The organism is Pseudomonas solani (assembly GCF_026072635.1).
Classification (GTDB): Bacteria; Pseudomonadota; Gammaproteobacteria; order Pseudomonadales; family Pseudomonadaceae; genus Metapseudomonas; species Metapseudomonas solani.
In genome coordinates, this window is the sequence record NZ_AP023081.1 from 2,972,501 (window position 1) to 2,989,538 (window position 17,038).

Genomic DNA, 17,038 nt, shown 5'->3' on the forward strand with positions numbered 1-17,038 from the left:
CCCAAGAGTTCATATCGACGGCGGTGTTTGGCACCTCGATGTCGGCTCATCACATCCTGGGGCTGAAGCCGGTCCCAAGGGTATGGCTGTTCGCCATTTAAAGTGGTACGCGAGCTGGGTTTAGAACGTCGTGAGACAGTTCGGTCCCTATCTGCCGTGGACGTTTGAGATTTGAGAGGGGCTGCTCCTAGTACGAGAGGACCGGAGTGGACGAACCTCTGGTGTTCCGGTTGTCACGCCAGTGGCATTGCCGGGTAGCTACGTTCGGAAGAGATAACCGCTGAAAGCATCTAAGCGGGAAACTCGCCTCAAGATGAGATCTCACTGGAGCCTTGAGCTCCCTGAAGGGCCGTCGAAGACTACGACGTTGATAGGTTGGGTGTGTAAGCGCTGTGAGGCGTTGAGCTAACCAATACTAATTGCCCGTGAGGCTTGACCATATAACACCCAAACAATCTGACGATTGTTGTTATAAGGTGAAGTCGACTTAGCCGAAAATTGGCCAGAACTTGCAAAGCCTTATCACATACCCATTCGGGGTCGCGTCCTGGACGATACCCCAACCGAATTGCTTGACGACCATAGAGCGTTGGAACCACCTGATCCCATCCCGAACTCAGTAGTGAAACGATGCATCGCCGATGGTAGTGTGGAGTTTCTCCATGTGAGAGTAGGTCATCGTCAAGCACCTATACCAAACCCCCGATCTTCGACAGAAGGTCGGGGGTTTGACTTTGCGCGGCAGAAAAGTTGGCTTCTAGCATCTCCCGTATATAGCCTCAGGGCTATATCGCTTCATCTCGATCTGCGCATTTTCTATGCAATCCCTACCTGCATGGCTATGATGCCTGCCTCATTCTGAGGCGGTGCGCGCATGCTTACCTTGTTGAAACTTCTACAGGATGGCCAGTTCCATTCCGGTGAGGCCTTGGGGCGTGTGCTCGGCATAAGTCGCAGTGCTATCTGGAAACAGCTGCAGCAACTCGAACTCGATTACGACCTGCCGATTCATAAGCTGCGTGGCAAAGGGTATCGGCTGGCATCACCGCTCAGCCTTCTTGATCCTCTCAAGCTGAACGATGCTGTCCCTGGTTGGACTAAAACCGTTGTGGAGACCATCGATTCCACGAATGCAGAAGTCATGCGACGGATTGCCGCTGGAGAAGAACCTCCCTTTGCTGTTCTGGCGGAGCATCAGAGTGGCGGTCGCGGCAGGAGAGGGCGGCAGTGGGTCAGTCCTTATGGCCAGAACCTTTACTGCAGTGTCGGGTTGCGGATCGAGGGTGGGGCGCGTCAGCTGGAGGGGCTCAGCCTTGTTGTGGGGCTTGCCGTCCTTCGAGTGCTACGTGCGAAAGGGCTTTCGGGGGTTGGGCTTAAATGGCCTAACGATATTCTGGTCGGTAATCGCAAGATCGCGGGAATACTCCTTGAACTCATAGGTGATCCTGCGGATATCTGCAGTGTCATCATCGGCATTGGCATTAACGTCAACATGCGCAGTCCTGATGTGCAGATAGATCAGCCCTGGACCTCAATGCTCCTTGAGGGAGGAGAGCTGGTCGATCGGAGCGAGCTGGCTGTGAGTGTCCTAGAGCAATTGGACCTTTGCCTGGCGCAGAGTGCCTATGGCGGATTCAAGACGCTGCGCGCTGAGTGGGAGGCTGATCATCTTTGGCAAGGGCGCAGCGCCTCTCTGGTGGCGGGGCAGCGTCGTATCGATGGCGTGGTGTTAGGTGTAGACGATAGCGGCGCCCTACGTATGGATGTAGAGGGTGTTGAAAGTGTCTTTAGTGGTGGAGAGCTCAGTTTGAGGCTGCGTGATGATTCTTGAGCTTGATTGCGGTAACAGCTTCATCAAATGGCGCGTGATATCTAATCCCGAGGCGCGCGTTGTGGCGGGAGGCGTAGTCGGCTCGGATGAAGAGTTGCTGCAGGTGCTGTCTTCATCTCCCGGGGTGGAGCTAAGTCGTTGCCGTCTAGTAAGTGTCCGTAGTGATGAAGAGACCCAGCAATTGACGGGCAAGCTCCAGCGGGCGTTCTCCATAGACTCGGTTTGTGCGGAGTCGGCGCAGGAGATGGCGGGGGTCCGTAATGGCTATGACGAATTCCAGCGTCTCGGCCTCGATCGCTGGCTTGCCGTGCTGGGCGCCTATCACTTGTCCGGGCGTGCCTGTTTGGTGCTGGATCTCGGCACTGCGGTAACTTCTGACTTCGTTACTGCGGAAGGCAGTCATCTAGGTGGCTTCATCTGTCCTGGCATGCCGCTCATGCGCAATCAGTTGCGCACACACACTCGCCGCATCCGGTATGGCGATGATGCTGCCGAACGGGCTTTGCAGAAGATGATGCCTGGACGCTCCACGGTTGAGGCCGTTGAGCGGGGCTGCCTGCTGATGCTGCAGGGGTTCGTGCAGACGCAGGTCGAGCAGGCCGAGGAGTGGTTGGGTGGGGCTTACGAGCTGTATCTAACAGGTGGAGACGCATTTATGGTCAAGGACGCGTTTCCCCAGGCAAAAGTTCTTCCGGATTTGGTGTTTGTTGGTTTGGCGATTGCCTGCCCGCTCTCTTGAGGTTAGTCATGCGCTGGATGTTTCTACTGCTCCTGGTTCTTAACCTTTTCTACTATGTCTGGCATCAGCAGCAGGCCCCTCTTCGCGCAAAGGAGGTGGAGACACTCTCCCTCTATAAGGGCGGGCAGCAAGACATTCGCTTGTTGAGTGAGTCGAAGGATGCAAGGCCTCGGCGCGAAGAGCTTCCTGGCTCTCCTGCTTCTGCTCCGGAGACCGCATGCCTTTTCTTGGGAAGTTTCGAGCAAGAAGCTCAGGCCAAGGAGGTTGAGCAGCGGCTCATTGCGCTGGATATCCAGAGCAAGGTGCAAGAGGTCGATGCGGCGGCAGGGGTCGATTATTGGGTATATCTCGCTCCCCTTGCTTCCCGGCAGGCCTCCTTGCGCCAGCTGAAGGAGCTCCAGGCTCGGAAAATTGATAGCTATATAATCAGCCAGGGTGACCTGCAGAATGGGATTTCACTCGGGATTTTCCCGCGAATGGATTCCGCCGAGAGCGTAATGGCTCGTTTGAAGGACGCAGGGTACGAGCCTGCAATGCGCGAATTGTCACGCTCGCATCGAGATTTCTGGGTCAGAATCGCCCCGGAAAGCAGGCGCCTTGCGGATGACGCGTTGCTCGGTGAGCTGGCTCGGGACTTCGGTGGATTGCAGCATAAAATAATGCCGTGCGAAAACGTTGCATCCTCTAGATAGTTTGAATAGAATGGCGCCCGCTTCGCAGGCAGGCTGAAAAAGTGGGACTGCGAAGCTGCTGTCAGAGTTAGCTAACCTCAAGATTTAAATGAGAAAAAGCTTGACAGCAGGGTGGCAGAAGTTGAAAATGCCGCCTCCCAAATGGAGGGATTCCCGAGCGGCCAAAGGGATCAGACTGTAAATCTGACGTCATAGACTTCGAAGGTTCGAATCCTTCTCCCTCCACCAGATTCAAGCGTGAGCGACAGGCTCCGCGGGTATAGTTCAGTGGTAGAACCTCAGCCTTCCAAGCTGATGATGCGGGTTCGATTCCCGCTACCCGCTCCAAGTTTGCCGTTTGTGCAATGTGTTTGGCTCATGTAGCTCAGCTGGTAGAGCACACCCTTGGTAAGGGTGAGGTCAGCGGTTCGATTCCGCTCATGAGCTCCATCTCAACAAAGGCAGATATGTAAATATCTGCCTTTGTTTTAATGGTGGCGTGACTCGCTCAACTCTTTGATGGGAGACGTTCTCGATGGCTAAAGAAAAATTCGAACGTAACAAACCGCACGTCAACGTTGGCACCATTGGTCACGTTGACCATGGCAAAACCACTCTGACCGCTGCTCTGACCAAAGTCTGCTCCGAGACCTGGGGTGGTTCTGCTCGTGCGTTCGACCAGATCGACAACGCGCCGGAAGAGAAAGCTCGCGGTATCACCATCAACACCTCCCACGTTGAGTACGACTCGGCGATCCGTCACTACGCTCACGTTGACTGCCCCGGTCACGCTGACTATGTGAAGAACATGATCACCGGTGCTGCTCAGATGGACGGCGCGATCCTGGTTTGCTCCGCTGCTGACGGCCCCATGCCGCAGACCCGCGAGCACATCCTGCTGTCCCGTCAGGTAGGCGTTCCTTACATCGTCGTGTTCCTGAACAAGGCCGACATGGTTGACGACGCCGAGCTGCTGGAACTGGTCGAAATGGAAGTTCGCGATCTGCTGAACACCTACGACTTCCCGGGCGACGACACTCCGATCGTTATCGGTTCCGCGCTGATGGCGCTGGAAGGCAAGGACGACAACGAAATCGGCGTTTCCGCTGTTCGTAAGCTGGTAGAGACTCTGGATACCTACATTCCGGAGCCGGTTCGTGCCATCGACCAGCCGTTCCTGATGCCGATCGAAGACGTGTTCTCCATCTCCGGCCGCGGTACCGTGGTTACCGGTCGTGTTGAGCGCGGCATCGTCAAGGTCCAGGAAGAAGTGGAAATTGTTGGTATCCGTGATACCTCCAAAACCATCTGCACCGGCGTTGAAATGTTCCGCAAGCTGCTCGACGAAGGTCGTGCTGGTGAGAACGTTGGTATCCTGCTGCGCGGCACCAAGCGTGACGACGTAGAGCGTGGTCAGGTTCTGGCCAAGCCGGGCACCATCAAGCCGCACACCAAGTTCGAGTGCGAAGTGTACGTACTGTCCAAAGAAGAAGGTGGTCGTCACACCCCGTTCTTCAAGGGCTACCGCCCGCAGTTCTACTTCCGCACCACCGACGTTACCGGTAACTGCGAGCTGCCGGAAGGCGTGGAAATGGTAATGCCGGGCGACAACATCAAGATGGTTGTCACCCTGATCGCTCCGATCGCCATGGAAGACGGTCTGCGTTTCGCGATTCGCGAAGGCGGCCGTACCGTTGGCGCCGGCGTGGTTGCCAAGATCTTCGAGTAATCGATTGATCTAACTCCGTCAGGCCGGCATAATGGTCGGCCTGACTTCGTTACAGGCCAGTAGCTCAATTGGCAGAGCGGCGGTCTCCAAAACCGCAGGTTGGGGGTTCGATTCCCTCCTGGCCTGCCAAATTTCCAGAAAGGAAGTTTGGCAAATATTCACAAGGTCCTAGCTGATGAATGCCAAGGCTGAAGCCAAAGAAACACGCTTCGACGTTCTGAAGTGGATCGTTGTGGCTGCAATTGTCGCGGTGGGTGTGGTTGGTAATCAGTATTTCTCTGCTGAGCCGATCATTTATCGCGTTCTCGTTTTGCTGGTTCTTGGTGCGGGTGCTGCATTTGTAGCGCTGCAGACTGCCAAGGGGCAAGCATTCTTTGTTTTGGCTAAAGAGGCCCGTGCGGAGATTCGCAAGGTTGTCTGGCCGACTCGTCAGGAAACCACGCAGACCACGTTGATTGTCGTGGCTGTTGTTCTGGTAATGGCGCTGCTGCTGTGGGGTCTTGATTCCCTGCTCGGTTGGCTCGTTTCGATGATTGTAGGTTAAGGGTGCGCCGTGGCTAAGCGTTGGTACGTTGTGCATGCCTACTCCGGTTATGAGAAGCACGTAATGCGGTCGCTGGTCGAGCGCGTGAAGCTTGCCGGCATGGAAGATGGTTTTGGTGAGATTCTCGTCCCTACTGAAGAAGTAGTTGAGATGCGGAACGGCCAGAAGCGCAAAAGTGAGCGCAAATTCTTCCCTGGTTATGTGTTGGTTCAGATGGAAATGAACGAGGGTACTTGGCACTTGGTCAAGGATACCCCTCGTGTCATGGGCTTCATTGGCGGTACTGCCGACAAGCCTGCTCCGATTACTGATAAAGAGGCTGAGGCTATCCTGCGTCGCGTTGCGGACAGCGGTGACAAGCCCAAGCCCAAGACGTTGTTCGAGCCGGGCGAAACGGTTCGTGTCATTGATGGTCCGTTTGCGGACTTCAATGGTGTCGTTGAAGAAGTTAACTACGAGAAGAGCCGGATTCATGTTGCCGTGCTCATCTTCGGCCGCTCCACGCCGGTGGAGCTGGAGTTCAGCCAGGTCGAAAAGGCATAGCTGAAATAGGCATCCCATACCCCGCAGCCATCGGTTGCGGGGTTTTGTCGTCACTGGGATAAACGCGAAAGCAAGCGGGGAGCCTCAAGGCGTTTGAACCCGATATTGGAGTTATAGATGGCTAAGAAGATTCAGGCTTATATCAAGCTGCAAGTGAAGGCTGCTCAAGCCAACCCGTCCCCGCCCGTCGGCCCGGCTCTGGGTCAGCACGGCGTGAACATCATGGAATTCTGCAAGGCGTTCAACGCCAAGACCCAGGGTATGGAGCCCGGTCTGCCGACTCCCGTGATCATCACTGTGTACAGCGACCGCAGCTTCACTTTTGAAACCAAAAGCACCCCGGCTTCCGTGCTGCTGAAGAAAGCGGCTGGCATCACCAGCGGCTCGCCTCGCCCGAACAGCCAGAAGGTCGGCACTGTTACCCGTGCCCAGCTGGAAGATATCGCCAAGGCTAAACAGGCTGATCTGACTGCAGCTGACCTGGATGCGGCCGTGCGTACCATCGCCGGCTCCGCTCGTAGCATGGGCCTGAACGTGGAGGGTGTGTAAATGGCTAAGCTGACCAAGCGCCAGAAGGCTATCGCTGAGAAAATCGAAGCCGGCAAGCAATACGGTTTCGAAGACGCGGCCAAGCTGCTGGCTGAGCTGTCGACCATCAAGTTCAAAGAGTCCGTTGATATCTCTATCAACCTGGGCGTTGATCCGCGTAAATCCGACCAGGTTGTTCGTGGCGCCACCGTGCTGCCGAACGGCACCGGCAAAAGCGTTCGCGTTGCCGTGTTCACCCAGGGCCCGGGCGCTGAAGCCGCTCTGGCCGCTGGCGCTGATCGCGTTGGCATGGACGAACTGGCTGCCGAGATGAAAGGCGGCGACCTGAGCTACGACGTTGTTATCGCCTCCCCGGATGCGATGCGTGTCGTCGGTCAACTGGGCCAGATCCTCGGTCCGCGCGGTCTGATGCCGAACCCGAAGGTCGGTACCGTGACCCCGGACGTGGCCACTGCCGTCAAGAATGCCAAGGCTGGTCAAGTGCGCTTCCGTACTGACAAGAACGGCATCATCCACGCCTCTGTTGGCAAGATCGATTTCGAACCGGTCAAGCTGAAGCAGAACGTCGAGGCCCTGCTGGTTGACCTGAAGCGTCTGAAGCCGTCCACCTCCAAGGGTGTTTACGTTCAGCGCGTGACCCTGAGCACCACCATGGGCCCGGGTCTGCAGATCGATCAGGCTTCCCTGGAAGCCTAAAGAATGAAGTCGCAGCGGGCTTGCCCGCTGCGCAGGTATTGGGGTCCCTGCCTGGCGGGGGCTATCCAAGACCGTAGGCGGTGAAAGCCTCAAACCGGGAAGCGATTCCCGAGCCTACGCAGATGGTGCTCCCGATTCGTTTACCGAATCAGACACCAAAACGCCGTCCGGCCTCGGCTGGACGAACCGGTAACATCCAGGAGTGAACCCGTGGCAATTAAACTCGAAGACAAGAAGGCCATCGTCGCTGAAGTCAACGAGGCTGCCAAAGCTGCCCTCTCCGCTGTCGTGGCTGATGCCCGTGGCGTGACTGTGGGAGCCATGACCGGACTCCGTAAAGAGGCCCGCGAGGCTGGTGTGTACGTGAAAGTCGTGCGTAACACCCTGGCTCGTCGCGCCGTTGAAGGTACTTCTTTCGAAGTCCTCGGCGACGTGTTCAAAGGCCCGACCCTGATCGCATTTTCCAATGAACATCCGGGCGCTGCCGCTCGTATCTTCAAGGAATTCTCGAAGGGTCAGGACAAGTTCGAGATCAAGGCTGCCGCGTTCGAAGGCAAGCTGATTGCAGCTAACCAGATCGACGTACTGGCAACCCTGCCGACCTACGACGAGGCCGTATCGCAGCTGATGAGCGTGATTCAAGGCGCTACCAGCAAGCTGGCTCGTACTCTGGCGGCAATTCGCGACCAGAAGGAAAGCGCTGCTGCCTGATCCAGGCGCACTGCTTCTTCTACGTAAACTCGTTTAATCCGATGGCCACCAAAGGCCGTCCATCAATACAGGAATTAGAGTCATGGCTCTGACCAACGAAGACATCATCAACGCCGTATCCGAAATGTCCGTGATGCAAGTTGTTGAACTGATCAAGGCGATGGAAGAGAAGTTCGGTGTGACCGCTGCTGCCGCCGTTGCTGCTGGCCCGGCTGTTGCCGCTGCTGCTGCTGAAGAGCAAACCGAGTTCAACATCGTTCTGACCGAAGCCGGCGAGAAGAAAGTGAACGTCATCAAAGTCGTTCGCGAACTGACCGGTCTGGGTCTGAAAGAAGCCAAAGCAGTTGTTGACGGCGCCCCGGGCGTGGTCAAAGAAGGCGCTTCGAAAGAAGAAGCCGAAGCTGCCAAAAAGGCTCTGGAAGAAGCTGGCGCCAAAGTCGAGCTCAAGTAAGCGACGACTTTGCGTCTACAGCCCGAGCGACTCGCGCGAGGCTGATGGCTGGTGGCTTATGCCACCGGCCTTTTTCCGTTCTAGATGGTTGGCGCATGCCCCGTTCAGGACGTGAAAAACCACCCGAGAGGTGGCGCAAACCAAGGGGTTTGCACGATTTTCTGGCTACTCCCGTCGGGGAGCCAAACAAGCAGGTGACCAAGCTGGGGAACGCTGATGGCTTACTCATACACTGAGAAAAAACGTATCCGCAAAGACTTTAGCAAGTTGCCGGACGTCATGGATGTACCCTACCTCCTGGCCATCCAGCTGGATTCGTACCGCGAATTCCTGCAGGCAGGCGCGAGCAAGGACCAGTTTCGTGATATCGGCCTGCACGCGGCCTTCAAGTCTGTATTCCCGATTATCAGCTATTCCGGTAACGCCGCTCTGGAATACGTCGGCTATCGCCTGGGCGAGCCGGCTTTCGATGTCAAGGAATGCGTGCTGCGCGGCGTAACTTTCGCCGTGCCGCTGCGAGTGAAAGTCCGTCTGATCATCTTCGACAAAGAGTCGTCGAACAAAGCGATCAAGGACATCAAGGAGCAGGAAGTCTACATGGGGGAAATCCCCCTGATGACCGAGAACGGTACCTTCATCATCAACGGTACCGAACGTGTCATCGTCTCCCAGTTGCACCGTTCGCCGGGCGTGTTCTTCGATCACGACCGCGGCAAGACCCACAGCTCGGGCAAACTGCTGTACTCCGCTCGTATCATCCCTTACCGCGGCTCCTGGCTGGACTTCGAGTTCGACCCGAAGGACTGCGTGTTCGTGCGGATCGACCGTCGCCGCAAGCTGCCGGCATCGGTACTGCTGCGCGCGCTCGGTTACAGCACCGAAGAAGTGCTCGACGCCTTCTATGCGACCAACGTCTTCCACGTCAGAGGTGAAAACCTTAACCTGGAGCTCGTTCCCCAGCGTCTGCGTGGCGAGATCGCCGTGTTCGACATCAAGGACGAGAGCGGCAAGGTCATCGTCGAGCAGGGCCGCCGTATCACTGCGCGCCACATCAACCAGCTGGAAAAGGCCGGTATCAAGGAGCTGGAAGTCCCCCTGGACTACCTCCTGGGCCGCACTACCGCCAAGGTAATCGTGCATCCGGCTACCGGCGAAATCATCGCCGAGTGCAACACCGAGCTGACCACCGACATCCTGGTGAAAGTCGCCAAGGCTCAGGTCGTCCGCATCGAGACCCTGTACACCAACGACATCGACTGCGGTCCGTTCATCTCCGATACGCTGAAGATCGACTCCACCGGCAACCAACTGGAAGCCCTGGTAGAGATCTACCGCATGATGCGTCCCGGTGAGCCGCCGACCAAGGAAGCCGCCGAGACCCTGTTCAACAACCTGTTCTTCAGCGCCGAGCGTTACGACCTGTCCGCTGTTGGCCGCATGAAGTTCAACCGTCGTATCGGTCGCACCGAGATCGAAGGTTCGGGCGTGTTGAGCAAGGAAGATATCGTCGAGGTCCTCAAGACTCTCGTCGACATCCGTAACGGCAAAGGCATCGTCGACGACATCGACCACCTGGGTAACCGTCGTGTGCGTTGCGTTGGCGAAATGGCCGAGAACCAGTTCCGCGTTGGCCTGGTGCGCGTAGAGCGCGCGGTCAAAGAGCGTCTGTCGATGGCCGAAAGCGAAGGCCTGATGCCGCAGGACCTGATCAACGCCAAGCCAGTGGCTGCCGCGATCAAGGAGTTCTTCGGCTCCAGCCAGCTTTCCCAGTTCATGGACCAGAACAACCCGCTCTCCGAGATCACCCACAAGCGCCGCGTCTCTGCACTCGGCCCAGGTGGTCTGACCCGTGAGCGCGCTGGCTTCGAAGTCCGCGACGTACACCCGACTCACTACGGTCGCGTGTGCCCGATCGAGACCCCTGAAGGTCCGAACATCGGTCTGATCAACTCCCTGGCAACCTATGCCCGCACCAACCAGTACGGCTTCCTGGAAAGCCCGTACCGTGTGGTCAATGGCACTCAGGTGACCGACGAGATCGTCTTCCTCTCCGCTATCGAAGAGGCCGACCACGTCATCGCCCAGGCATCGGCAACGATGAACGAGAAGGGTCAACTGGTCGACGAGCTGGTTGCCGTACGTCACCTGAACGAATTCACCGTCAAGGCGCCGGAAGACGTCACCCTGATGGACGTATCGCCGAAGCAGGTCGTATCCGTCGCTGCCTCGCTGATTCCGTTCCTCGAGCACGACGACGCCAACCGTGCACTCATGGGCTCGAACATGCAGCGTCAGGCCGTGCCGACCCTGCGTGCCGACAAGCCCTTGGTCGGTACCGGCATGGAGCGCAACGTCGCCCGTGACTCCGGCGTCTGCGTCGTGGCGCGTCGCGGTGGCGTAATCGACTCCGTCGATGCCAGCCGTATCGTTGTTCGCGTCAATGATGACGAAGTCGAAACCGGTGAAGCCGGCGTCGACATCTACAACCTGACCAAATACACCCGTTCCAACCAGAACACCTGCATCAACCAGCGTCCGCTGGTGCAGAAGGGTGATCAGGTTTCGCGCAGCGACATCCTCGCCGACGGCCCGTCCACCGACATGGGTGAGCTGGCTCTCGGTCAGAACATGCGCGTCGCGTTCATGCCCTGGAACGGTTTCAACTTCGAAGACTCCATCTGCCTCTCCGAGCGTGTGGTCCAGGAAGATCGCTTCACCACCATCCACATCCAGGAACTGACCTGTGTGGCGCGTGACACGAAGCTCGGCCCAGAAGAAATCACTGCCGACATTCCGAACGTGGGTGAAGCGGCACTGAACAAGCTGGACGAAGCGGGCATCGTGTACGTAGGTGCCGAAGTTGGCGCTGGCGACATTCTGGTTGGCAAGGTCACTCCGAAAGGCGAGACCCAACTGACTCCGGAAGAGAAGCTGCTGCGTGCGATCTTCGGTGAGAAGGCTTCCGACGTTAAGGACACCTCCCTGCGTGTGCCGACCGGCACCAAGGGCACTGTCATCGACGTTCAGGTCTTCACCCGTGACGGCGTCGAGCGTGACAGCCGCGCACTGGCCATCGAGAAGATGCAGCTCGACGAGATCCGCAAGGACCTCAACGAAGAGTTCCGTATCGTCGAAGGTGCAACCTTCGAGCGCCTGCGTTCCGCCCTGGTTGGTGCCAAGGCTGAAGGTGGTGCTGGCCTGAAGAAAGGCGCCGAGATCGATCACGGCTTCCTCGACGGCCTCGAGCACGGCCAGTGGTTCAAGCTGCGCATGTCCGATGACGCGCTGAACGAGCAGCTGGAGAAGGCTCAGGCCTACCTCTCCGACCGCCGTCAGTTGCTCGACGATAAGTTCGAAGACAAGAAGCGCAAGCTGCAGCAGGGCGATGACCTGGCTCCGGGCGTACTGAAGATCGTCAAGGTCTACCTGGCCATCAAGCGTCGCATCCAGCCGGGCGACAAGATGGCGGGCCGCCACGGTAACAAGGGTGTGGTCTCCGTGATCATGCCGGTCGAAGACATGCCGCACGATGCCAATGGCACTCCGGTGGACATCGTCCTCAACCCGCTGGGCGTACCGTCGCGTATGAACGTGGGCCAGATCCTCGAAACCCACCTCGGCCTCGCGGCTAAGGGCCTGGGCGAGAAGATCAACCGCATGCTCGAAGAGCAGCGCAAGGTCGCCGAACTGCGCAAGTTCCTCCACGAGATCTACAACGAGATCGGTGGCCGTCAGGAAAATCTGGACGAACTGGGCGACCAGGAAATCCTCGACCTGGCGAAGAACCTGCGTGCCGGCGTGCCCATGGCGACCCCGGTGTTCGACGGTGCCAAGGAACGCGAGATCAAGGCCATGCTAAAGCTGGCCGATCTGCCGGAAAGCGGCCAGATGCGCCTGTTCGACGGTCGTACCGGTAACATGTTCGAGCGCCCGACCACCGTCGGCTACATGTACATGCTCAAACTGAACCACCTGGTCGACGACAAGATGCACGCACGTTCCACCGGCTCCTACAGCCTGGTTACCCAGCAGCCGCTGGGTGGTAAGGCGCAGTTCGGTGGCCAGCGTTTCGGGGAGATGGAGGTCTGGGCGCTGGAAGCCTATGGCGCCGCCTACACCCTGCAGGAAATGCTGACCGTGAAGTCGGACGACGTGAACGGCCGTACCAAGATGTACAAGAACATCGTGGACGGGGATCACCGCATGGAGGCCGGCATGCCCGAGTCCTTCAACGTGTTGATCAAAGAGATCCGCTCGCTCGGCATCGACATCGAACTGGAAACCGAATAACACGAGACGCCCACACGCTGCGGCTGGTCAAGGCCGGTCGCAGCGGGTCCGTGAGGAGGAAAGGCCTTGAAAGACTTGCTGAATCTGTTGAAAAACCAGGGTCAAATCGAAGAGTTCGATGCCATCCGTATTGGCCTGGCCTCGCCCGAGATGATCCGCTCCTGGTCCTTCGGTGAAGTGAAGAAGCCGGAGACCATCAACTACCGTACCTTCAAGCCGGAGCGCGATGGCCTGTTCTGCGCCAAGATCTTCGGCCCGGTGAAGGACTACGAGTGCCTGTGCGGTAAGTACAAGCGCCTGAAGCACCGCGGTGTGATCTGCGAGAAGTGCGGCGTCGAAGTCGCCCTGGCCAAGGTGCGCCGCGAGCGCATGGGCCACATCGAGCTGGCTTCGCCAGTCGCCCACATCTGGTTCCTGAAGTCCCTGCCGTCCCGTATCGGCCTTCTGCTGGACATGACCCTGCGTGACATCGAACGCGTGCTCTATTTCGAGAGCTACGTGGTGATCGATCCGGGCATGACCACCCTCGAGAAGGGCCAGCTGCTGAACGACGAGCAGTACTTCGAATCCCTCGAAGAGTTCGGTGACGACTTCGACGCCCGCATGGGTGCCGAGGCTGTTCGCGAGCTGCTGAATGCCATCGACCTGGAGCACGAGATCGGTCGCCTGCGTGAAGAGATTCCGCAGACCAACTCGGAAACCAAGATCAAGAAGCTGTCCAAGCGCCTGAAGCTGATGGAAGCCTTCCAGGGCTCCGGCAACCATCCCGAGTGGATGGTGCTGACCGTCCTGCCGGTGCTGCCGCCGGACCTGCGTCCGCTGGTTCCGCTGGATGGCGGTCGTTTCGCGACTTCGGACCTGAACGATCTGTACCGTCGCGTCATCAACCGTAACAACCGCCTGAAGCGCCTGCTCGACCTGGCTGCTCCGGACATCATCGTGCGCAACGAAAAGCGCATGCTGCAGGAAGCTGTCGACGCCCTGCTGGACAACGGCCGTCGTGGCCGTGCCATCACCGGCTCGAACAAGCGCCCGCTGAAATCCTTGGCCGACATGATCAAGGGTAAGCAAGGTCGCTTCCGTCAGAACCTGCTCGGTAAGCGCGTGGACTACTCCGGTCGTTCCGTGATCACCGTGGGCCCGACCCTGCGCCTGCACCAGTGTGGCCTGCCGAAGAAGATGGCCCTCGAGCTGTTCAAGCCGTTCATTTTCGGCAAGCTCGAAGCCCGTGGCATGGCCACCACCATCAAGGCGGCCAAGAAGATGGTCGAGCGCGAACTGCCCGAGGTCTGGGACGTTCTCGCCGAAGTCATCCGCGAACACCCCGTGCTGCTCAACCGCGCACCGACCCTCCACCGTCTGGGTATCCAGGCGTTCGAGCCGGTGCTCATCGAAGGCAAGGCGATCCAGCTGCACCCGCTGGTCTGCGCGGCGTACAACGCCGACTTCGACGGTGACCAGATGGCCGTTCACGTCCCGCTGACCCTCGAGGCCCAGCTGGAAGCGCGCGCGCTGATGATGTCCACCAACAACATCCTGTCCCCCGCCAACGGCGAGCCGATCATCGTGCCGTCGCAGGACGTGGTACTGGGTCTGTACTACATGACCCGTGAAGCGGTGAACGCCAAGGGTGAAGGTCGCGTATTCGCTGACCTGCAGGAAGTCGACCGCGTATTCCGCGCTGGCGAAGCGTCCCTGCACGCCCGCGTGAAGGTCCGTATCAACGAGACCGTGAACGACCGCGACGGCTCCGTCACCAAGAACACCCGCATCGTCGACACCACTGTCGGCCGCGCGCTGCTGTTCCAGGTGGTTCCGGCCGGCCTGTCGTTCGACGTGGTCAACCAGCCGATGAAGAAGAAGGCGATCTCCAAGCTGATCAACCAGTGCTATCGCGTGGTTGGCCTGAAGGACACCGTCATCTTCGCCGACCAACTGATGTACACCGGTTTTGCCTACTCCACCATTTCCGGCGTCTCGATCGGTGTGAACGACTTCGTCATCCCGGATGAGAAGGCCCGCATCATCGACGCGGCCACCGAGGAAGTGAAAGAGATCGAATCCCAGTACGCCTCCGGCCTGGTTACCCAGGGCGAGAAGTACAACAAGGTGATCGACCTCTGGTCGAAGGCGAACGACGAAGTGTCCAAGGCAATGATGGCCAACCTCTCGAAAGAGAAGGTGGTCGATCGCGAGGGCAAGGAAGTCGATCAGGAGTCCTTCAACTCCATGTACATGATGGCTGACTCCGGTGCGCGGGGCTCCGCGGCCCAGATCCGTCAGCTCGCCGGTATGCGTGGCCTGATGGCCAAGCCGGACGGCTCCATCATCGAAACCCCCATCACCGCGAACTTCCGTGAAGGCCTGAACGTACTCCAGTACTTCATCTCCACTCACGGTGCTCGTAAAGGTCTGGCGGATACCGCACTGAAGACCGCGAACTCCGGTTACCTGACTCGTCGTCTCGTCGACGTGGCCCAGGACCTGGTAGTGACCGAGATCGACTGCGGCACCGAACAGGGCCTGCTGATGACTCCGCATATCGAAGGCGGCGACGTGGTCGAGCCTCTGGGCGAGCGCGTACTGGGTCGAGTGATCGCCCGTGACGTGTTCAAGCCGGGTTCGGACGAAGTCATCGTCCCGGCCGGTACCCTGGTCGACGAACAGTGGGTCGAGTTCATCGAGCGTGCCAGCATCGACGAAGTGATCGTGCGTTCGCCGATCAGTTGCGAAACCCGCTACGGCATCTGCGCCAAGTGCTACGGTCGCGACCTGGCTCGTGGTCACCAGGTGAACATCGGTGAAGCGGTCGGCGTCATCGCCGCCCAGTCCATCGGTGAGCCGGGTACCCAGCTGACCATGCGTACCTTCCACATCGGTGGTGCGGCCAGCCGTACTTCCGCAGCCGACAACGTCCAGGTCAAGAACGGCGGTACCATCCGCCTGCACAACCTGAAGCACGTCGAGAACCTCAACGGTCACCTGGTTGCCGTTTCCCGTTCCGGCGAGCTGGCCATTGCCGATGATTTCGGTCGTGAGCGTGAGCGCTACAAGCTGCCCTATGGTGCTGTAATCAGCGTCAAGGAAGGTGACAAGGTCGATCCGGGCGCAATCGTCGCCAAGTGGGACCCGCACACCCACCCCATCGTGACCGAAATGAAGGGTACCGTTACCTTCGTCGGCATGGAGGAGGGCATCACCATCAAGCGTCAGACCGACGAACTGACCGGTCTGACCAACATCGAAGTCCTCGATCCGAAAGATCGTCCGGCGGCTGGCAAGGACATCCGTCCGGCCGTGAAGCTGGTCGACGCCAATGGCAAGGAGCTGCTGCTGCCGGGTACCGACGTACCTGCCCAGTACTTCCTGCCGGCGAACGCCCTGGTAGGCGTTGCTGACGGTGCTCAAGTGGGCGTGGGTGACGTTATCGCCCGTATCCCGCAAGAGACTTCGAAGACCCGCGACATCACCGGTGGTCTGCCGCGTGTTGCCGACCTGTTCGAAGCGCGTCGTCCGAAAGAACCGTCGATCCTGGCGGAAATCAGCGGCACGATCTCCTTCGGTAAAGAGACCAAGGGCAAGCGTCGCCTGGTCATCACTCCGACCGACGGTTCCGATCCGTACGAAGAGCTGATTCCGAAGTGGCGCCACCTGAACGTGTTCGAAGGCGAACAGGTAAACCGCGGCGAAGTAATCTCGGACGGCCCGAGCAACCCGCACGACATCCTGCGTCTGCTGGGTGTCAGCGCTCTGGCCAAGTACATCGTCAACGAGATCCAGGACGTGTATCGCCTGCAGGGCGTGAAGATCAATGACAAGCACATCGAGACCATCCTGCGTCAGATGCTGCGTAAGGTCGAGATCGCCGAGTCGGGTGACTCCAGCTTCATCAAGGGTGACCAGATGGAACTGACCCAGGTCCTGGAAGAGAACGAACGTCTGGCGACCGAAGATCGCTTCATCGCCAAGTTCGAGCGCGTCCTGCTGGGTATCACCAAGGCATCGCTGTCGACCGAGTCGTTCATCTCCGCAGCGTCCTTCCAGGAAACCACCCGCGTCCTCACCGAGGCGGCGGTTACTGGCAAGCGCGACTACCTGCGTGGCCTGAAGGAGAACGTTGTAGTGGGTCGTCTGATCCCGGCCGGTACCGGCCTGGCCTACCACAGCGAGCGCAAGCGTCAACGCGAAGCCGGCAAGCCGGTCCGTGTAAGCGCGAGCGAAGTGGAAGCGGCGCTGACCGAAGCGCTGAACTCCAGCGGCAATTGAGTGCAAAGCCCCGGGCGA

12 protein-coding genes, 4 tRNA genes and 2 rRNA genes (1 of these 18 only partly in view) are annotated in these 17,038 nt (G+C 58.6%); all 18 read left to right on the forward strand.

Annotation, left to right across the window (positions count from 1 at the left end; genetic code table 11):
- Nucleotides 1-440: ribosomal RNA gene (locus tag PSm6_RS13385) — 23S ribosomal RNA — on the forward strand; it begins 2,452 nt to the left of the window's first position.
- 131 nt (nt 441-571) lie between these two features.
- A 5S ribosomal RNA gene (rrf, locus tag PSm6_RS13390) occupies nt 572-687 on the forward strand.
- Nucleotides 688-874: 187 nt separating this feature from the next.
- On the forward strand, nt 875-1,831 hold the full coding sequence (birA, locus tag PSm6_RS13395; RefSeq protein WP_021217517.1) for a bifunctional biotin--[acetyl-CoA-carboxylase] ligase/biotin operon repressor BirA: 957 nt from the start codon (nt 875-877) through the stop codon (nt 1,829-1,831).
- Nucleotides 1,821-2,570: a pantothenate kinase gene (locus PSm6_RS13400; RefSeq protein WP_021217516.1), complete on the forward strand. Its 750-nt coding sequence runs from the start codon at nt 1,821-1,823 to the stop codon at nt 2,568-2,570. The genes birA and PSm6_RS13400 overlap by 11 nt, the downstream gene beginning before the upstream one ends.
- An 8-nt stretch (nt 2,571-2,578) precedes the next feature.
- A complete protein-coding gene (locus tag PSm6_RS30730) occupies nt 2,579-3,262 on the forward strand; it encodes an SPOR domain-containing protein (protein WP_021217515.1) in 684 nt (227 codons plus the stop codon).
- 143 nt (nt 3,263-3,405) lie between these two features.
- Nucleotides 3,406-3,490, forward strand: a tRNA-Tyr gene (locus PSm6_RS13410).
- Between the two features lie 25 nt (nt 3,491-3,515).
- Nucleotides 3,516-3,589, forward strand: a tRNA-Gly gene (locus PSm6_RS13415).
- A 26-nt stretch (nt 3,590-3,615) separates the two neighbouring features.
- Nucleotides 3,616-3,691 (forward strand) — tRNA-Thr (locus PSm6_RS13420).
- An 85-nt stretch (nt 3,692-3,776) separates the two neighbouring features.
- A complete protein-coding gene (gene tuf / locus PSm6_RS13425) occupies nt 3,777-4,970 on the forward strand; it encodes an elongation factor Tu (RefSeq protein ID WP_184492125.1) in 1,194 nt (397 codons plus the stop codon).
- A gap of 53 nt (nt 4,971-5,023) precedes the next feature.
- Nucleotides 5,024-5,099, forward strand: a tRNA-Trp gene (locus PSm6_RS13430).
- Nucleotides 5,100-5,145: 46 nt separating this feature from the next.
- Nucleotides 5,146-5,514 carry a preprotein translocase subunit SecE gene (secE, locus tag PSm6_RS13435; protein WP_021217006.1) on the forward strand — a complete coding sequence of 123 codons (369 nt, stop codon included), beginning with the start codon at nt 5,146-5,148 and terminating at the stop codon, nt 5,512-5,514.
- Nucleotides 5,515-5,523: 9 nt separating this feature from the next.
- The gene (gene nusG, locus PSm6_RS13440) at nt 5,524-6,057 is read left to right on the forward strand and encodes a transcription termination/antitermination protein NusG (protein ID WP_031286913.1); all 534 of its coding nucleotides are present in this window, start codon (nt 5,524-5,526) and stop codon (nt 6,055-6,057) included.
- 117 nt (nt 6,058-6,174) lie between these two features.
- Nucleotides 6,175-6,606 carry a 50S ribosomal protein L11 gene (gene rplK / locus PSm6_RS13445; RefSeq protein ID WP_021217008.1) on the forward strand — a complete coding sequence of 144 codons (432 nt, stop codon included), beginning with the start codon at nt 6,175-6,177 and terminating at the stop codon, nt 6,604-6,606.
- Entirely contained in the window at nt 6,607-7,302 is a 696-nt protein-coding gene (rplA, locus tag PSm6_RS13450) for a 50S ribosomal protein L1 (RefSeq protein ID WP_021217009.1), read from the forward strand.
- Between the two features lie 210 nt (nt 7,303-7,512).
- Nucleotides 7,513-8,013 carry a 50S ribosomal protein L10 gene (gene rplJ / locus PSm6_RS13455; protein WP_021217010.1) on the forward strand — a complete coding sequence of 167 codons (501 nt, stop codon included), beginning with the start codon at nt 7,513-7,515 and terminating at the stop codon, nt 8,011-8,013.
- Between the two features lie 82 nt (nt 8,014-8,095).
- Nucleotides 8,096-8,464, forward strand: a complete 369-nt coding sequence (gene rplL, locus PSm6_RS13460; protein WP_021217011.1) for a 50S ribosomal protein L7/L12 — start codon at nt 8,096-8,098, stop codon at nt 8,462-8,464.
- 216 nt (nt 8,465-8,680) lie between these two features.
- The gene (rpoB, locus tag PSm6_RS13465) at nt 8,681-12,754 is read left to right on the forward strand and encodes a DNA-directed RNA polymerase subunit beta (RefSeq protein ID WP_031286914.1); all 4,074 of its coding nucleotides are present in this window, start codon (nt 8,681-8,683) and stop codon (nt 12,752-12,754) included.
- Between the two features lie 66 nt (nt 12,755-12,820).
- A complete protein-coding gene (gene rpoC / locus PSm6_RS13470; RefSeq protein WP_021217013.1) occupies nt 12,821-17,020 on the forward strand; it encodes a DNA-directed RNA polymerase subunit beta' in 4,200 nt (1,399 codons plus the stop codon).
- Nucleotides 17,021-17,038: the final 18 nt, after the last annotated feature.

Bases quoted from the DNA above. Each gene is read 5' to 3' on its own strand.
- birA (WP_021217517.1), top strand. From the start codon at position 875: ATGCTTACCTTGTTGAAACTTCTACAGGATGGCCAGTTCCATTCCGGT.
- PSm6_RS13400 (WP_021217516.1), top strand. From the start codon at position 1,821: ATGATTCTTGAGCTTGATTGCGGTAACAGCTTCATCAAATGGCGCGTG.
- PSm6_RS30730 (WP_021217515.1), top strand. From the start codon at position 2,579: ATGCGCTGGATGTTTCTACTGCTCCTGGTTCTTAACCTTTTCTACTAT.
- tuf (WP_184492125.1), top strand. From the start codon at position 3,777: ATGGCTAAAGAAAAATTCGAACGTAACAAACCGCACGTCAACGTTGGC.
- secE (WP_021217006.1), top strand. From the start codon at position 5,146: ATGAATGCCAAGGCTGAAGCCAAAGAAACACGCTTCGACGTTCTGAAG.
- rplK (WP_021217008.1), top strand. From the start codon at position 6,175: ATGGCTAAGAAGATTCAGGCTTATATCAAGCTGCAAGTGAAGGCTGCT.
- rplA (WP_021217009.1), top strand. From the start codon at position 6,607: ATGGCTAAGCTGACCAAGCGCCAGAAGGCTATCGCTGAGAAAATCGAA.
- rplL (WP_021217011.1), top strand. From the start codon at position 8,096: ATGGCTCTGACCAACGAAGACATCATCAACGCCGTATCCGAAATGTCC.
- rpoB (WP_031286914.1), top strand. From the start codon at position 8,681: ATGGCTTACTCATACACTGAGAAAAAACGTATCCGCAAAGACTTTAGC.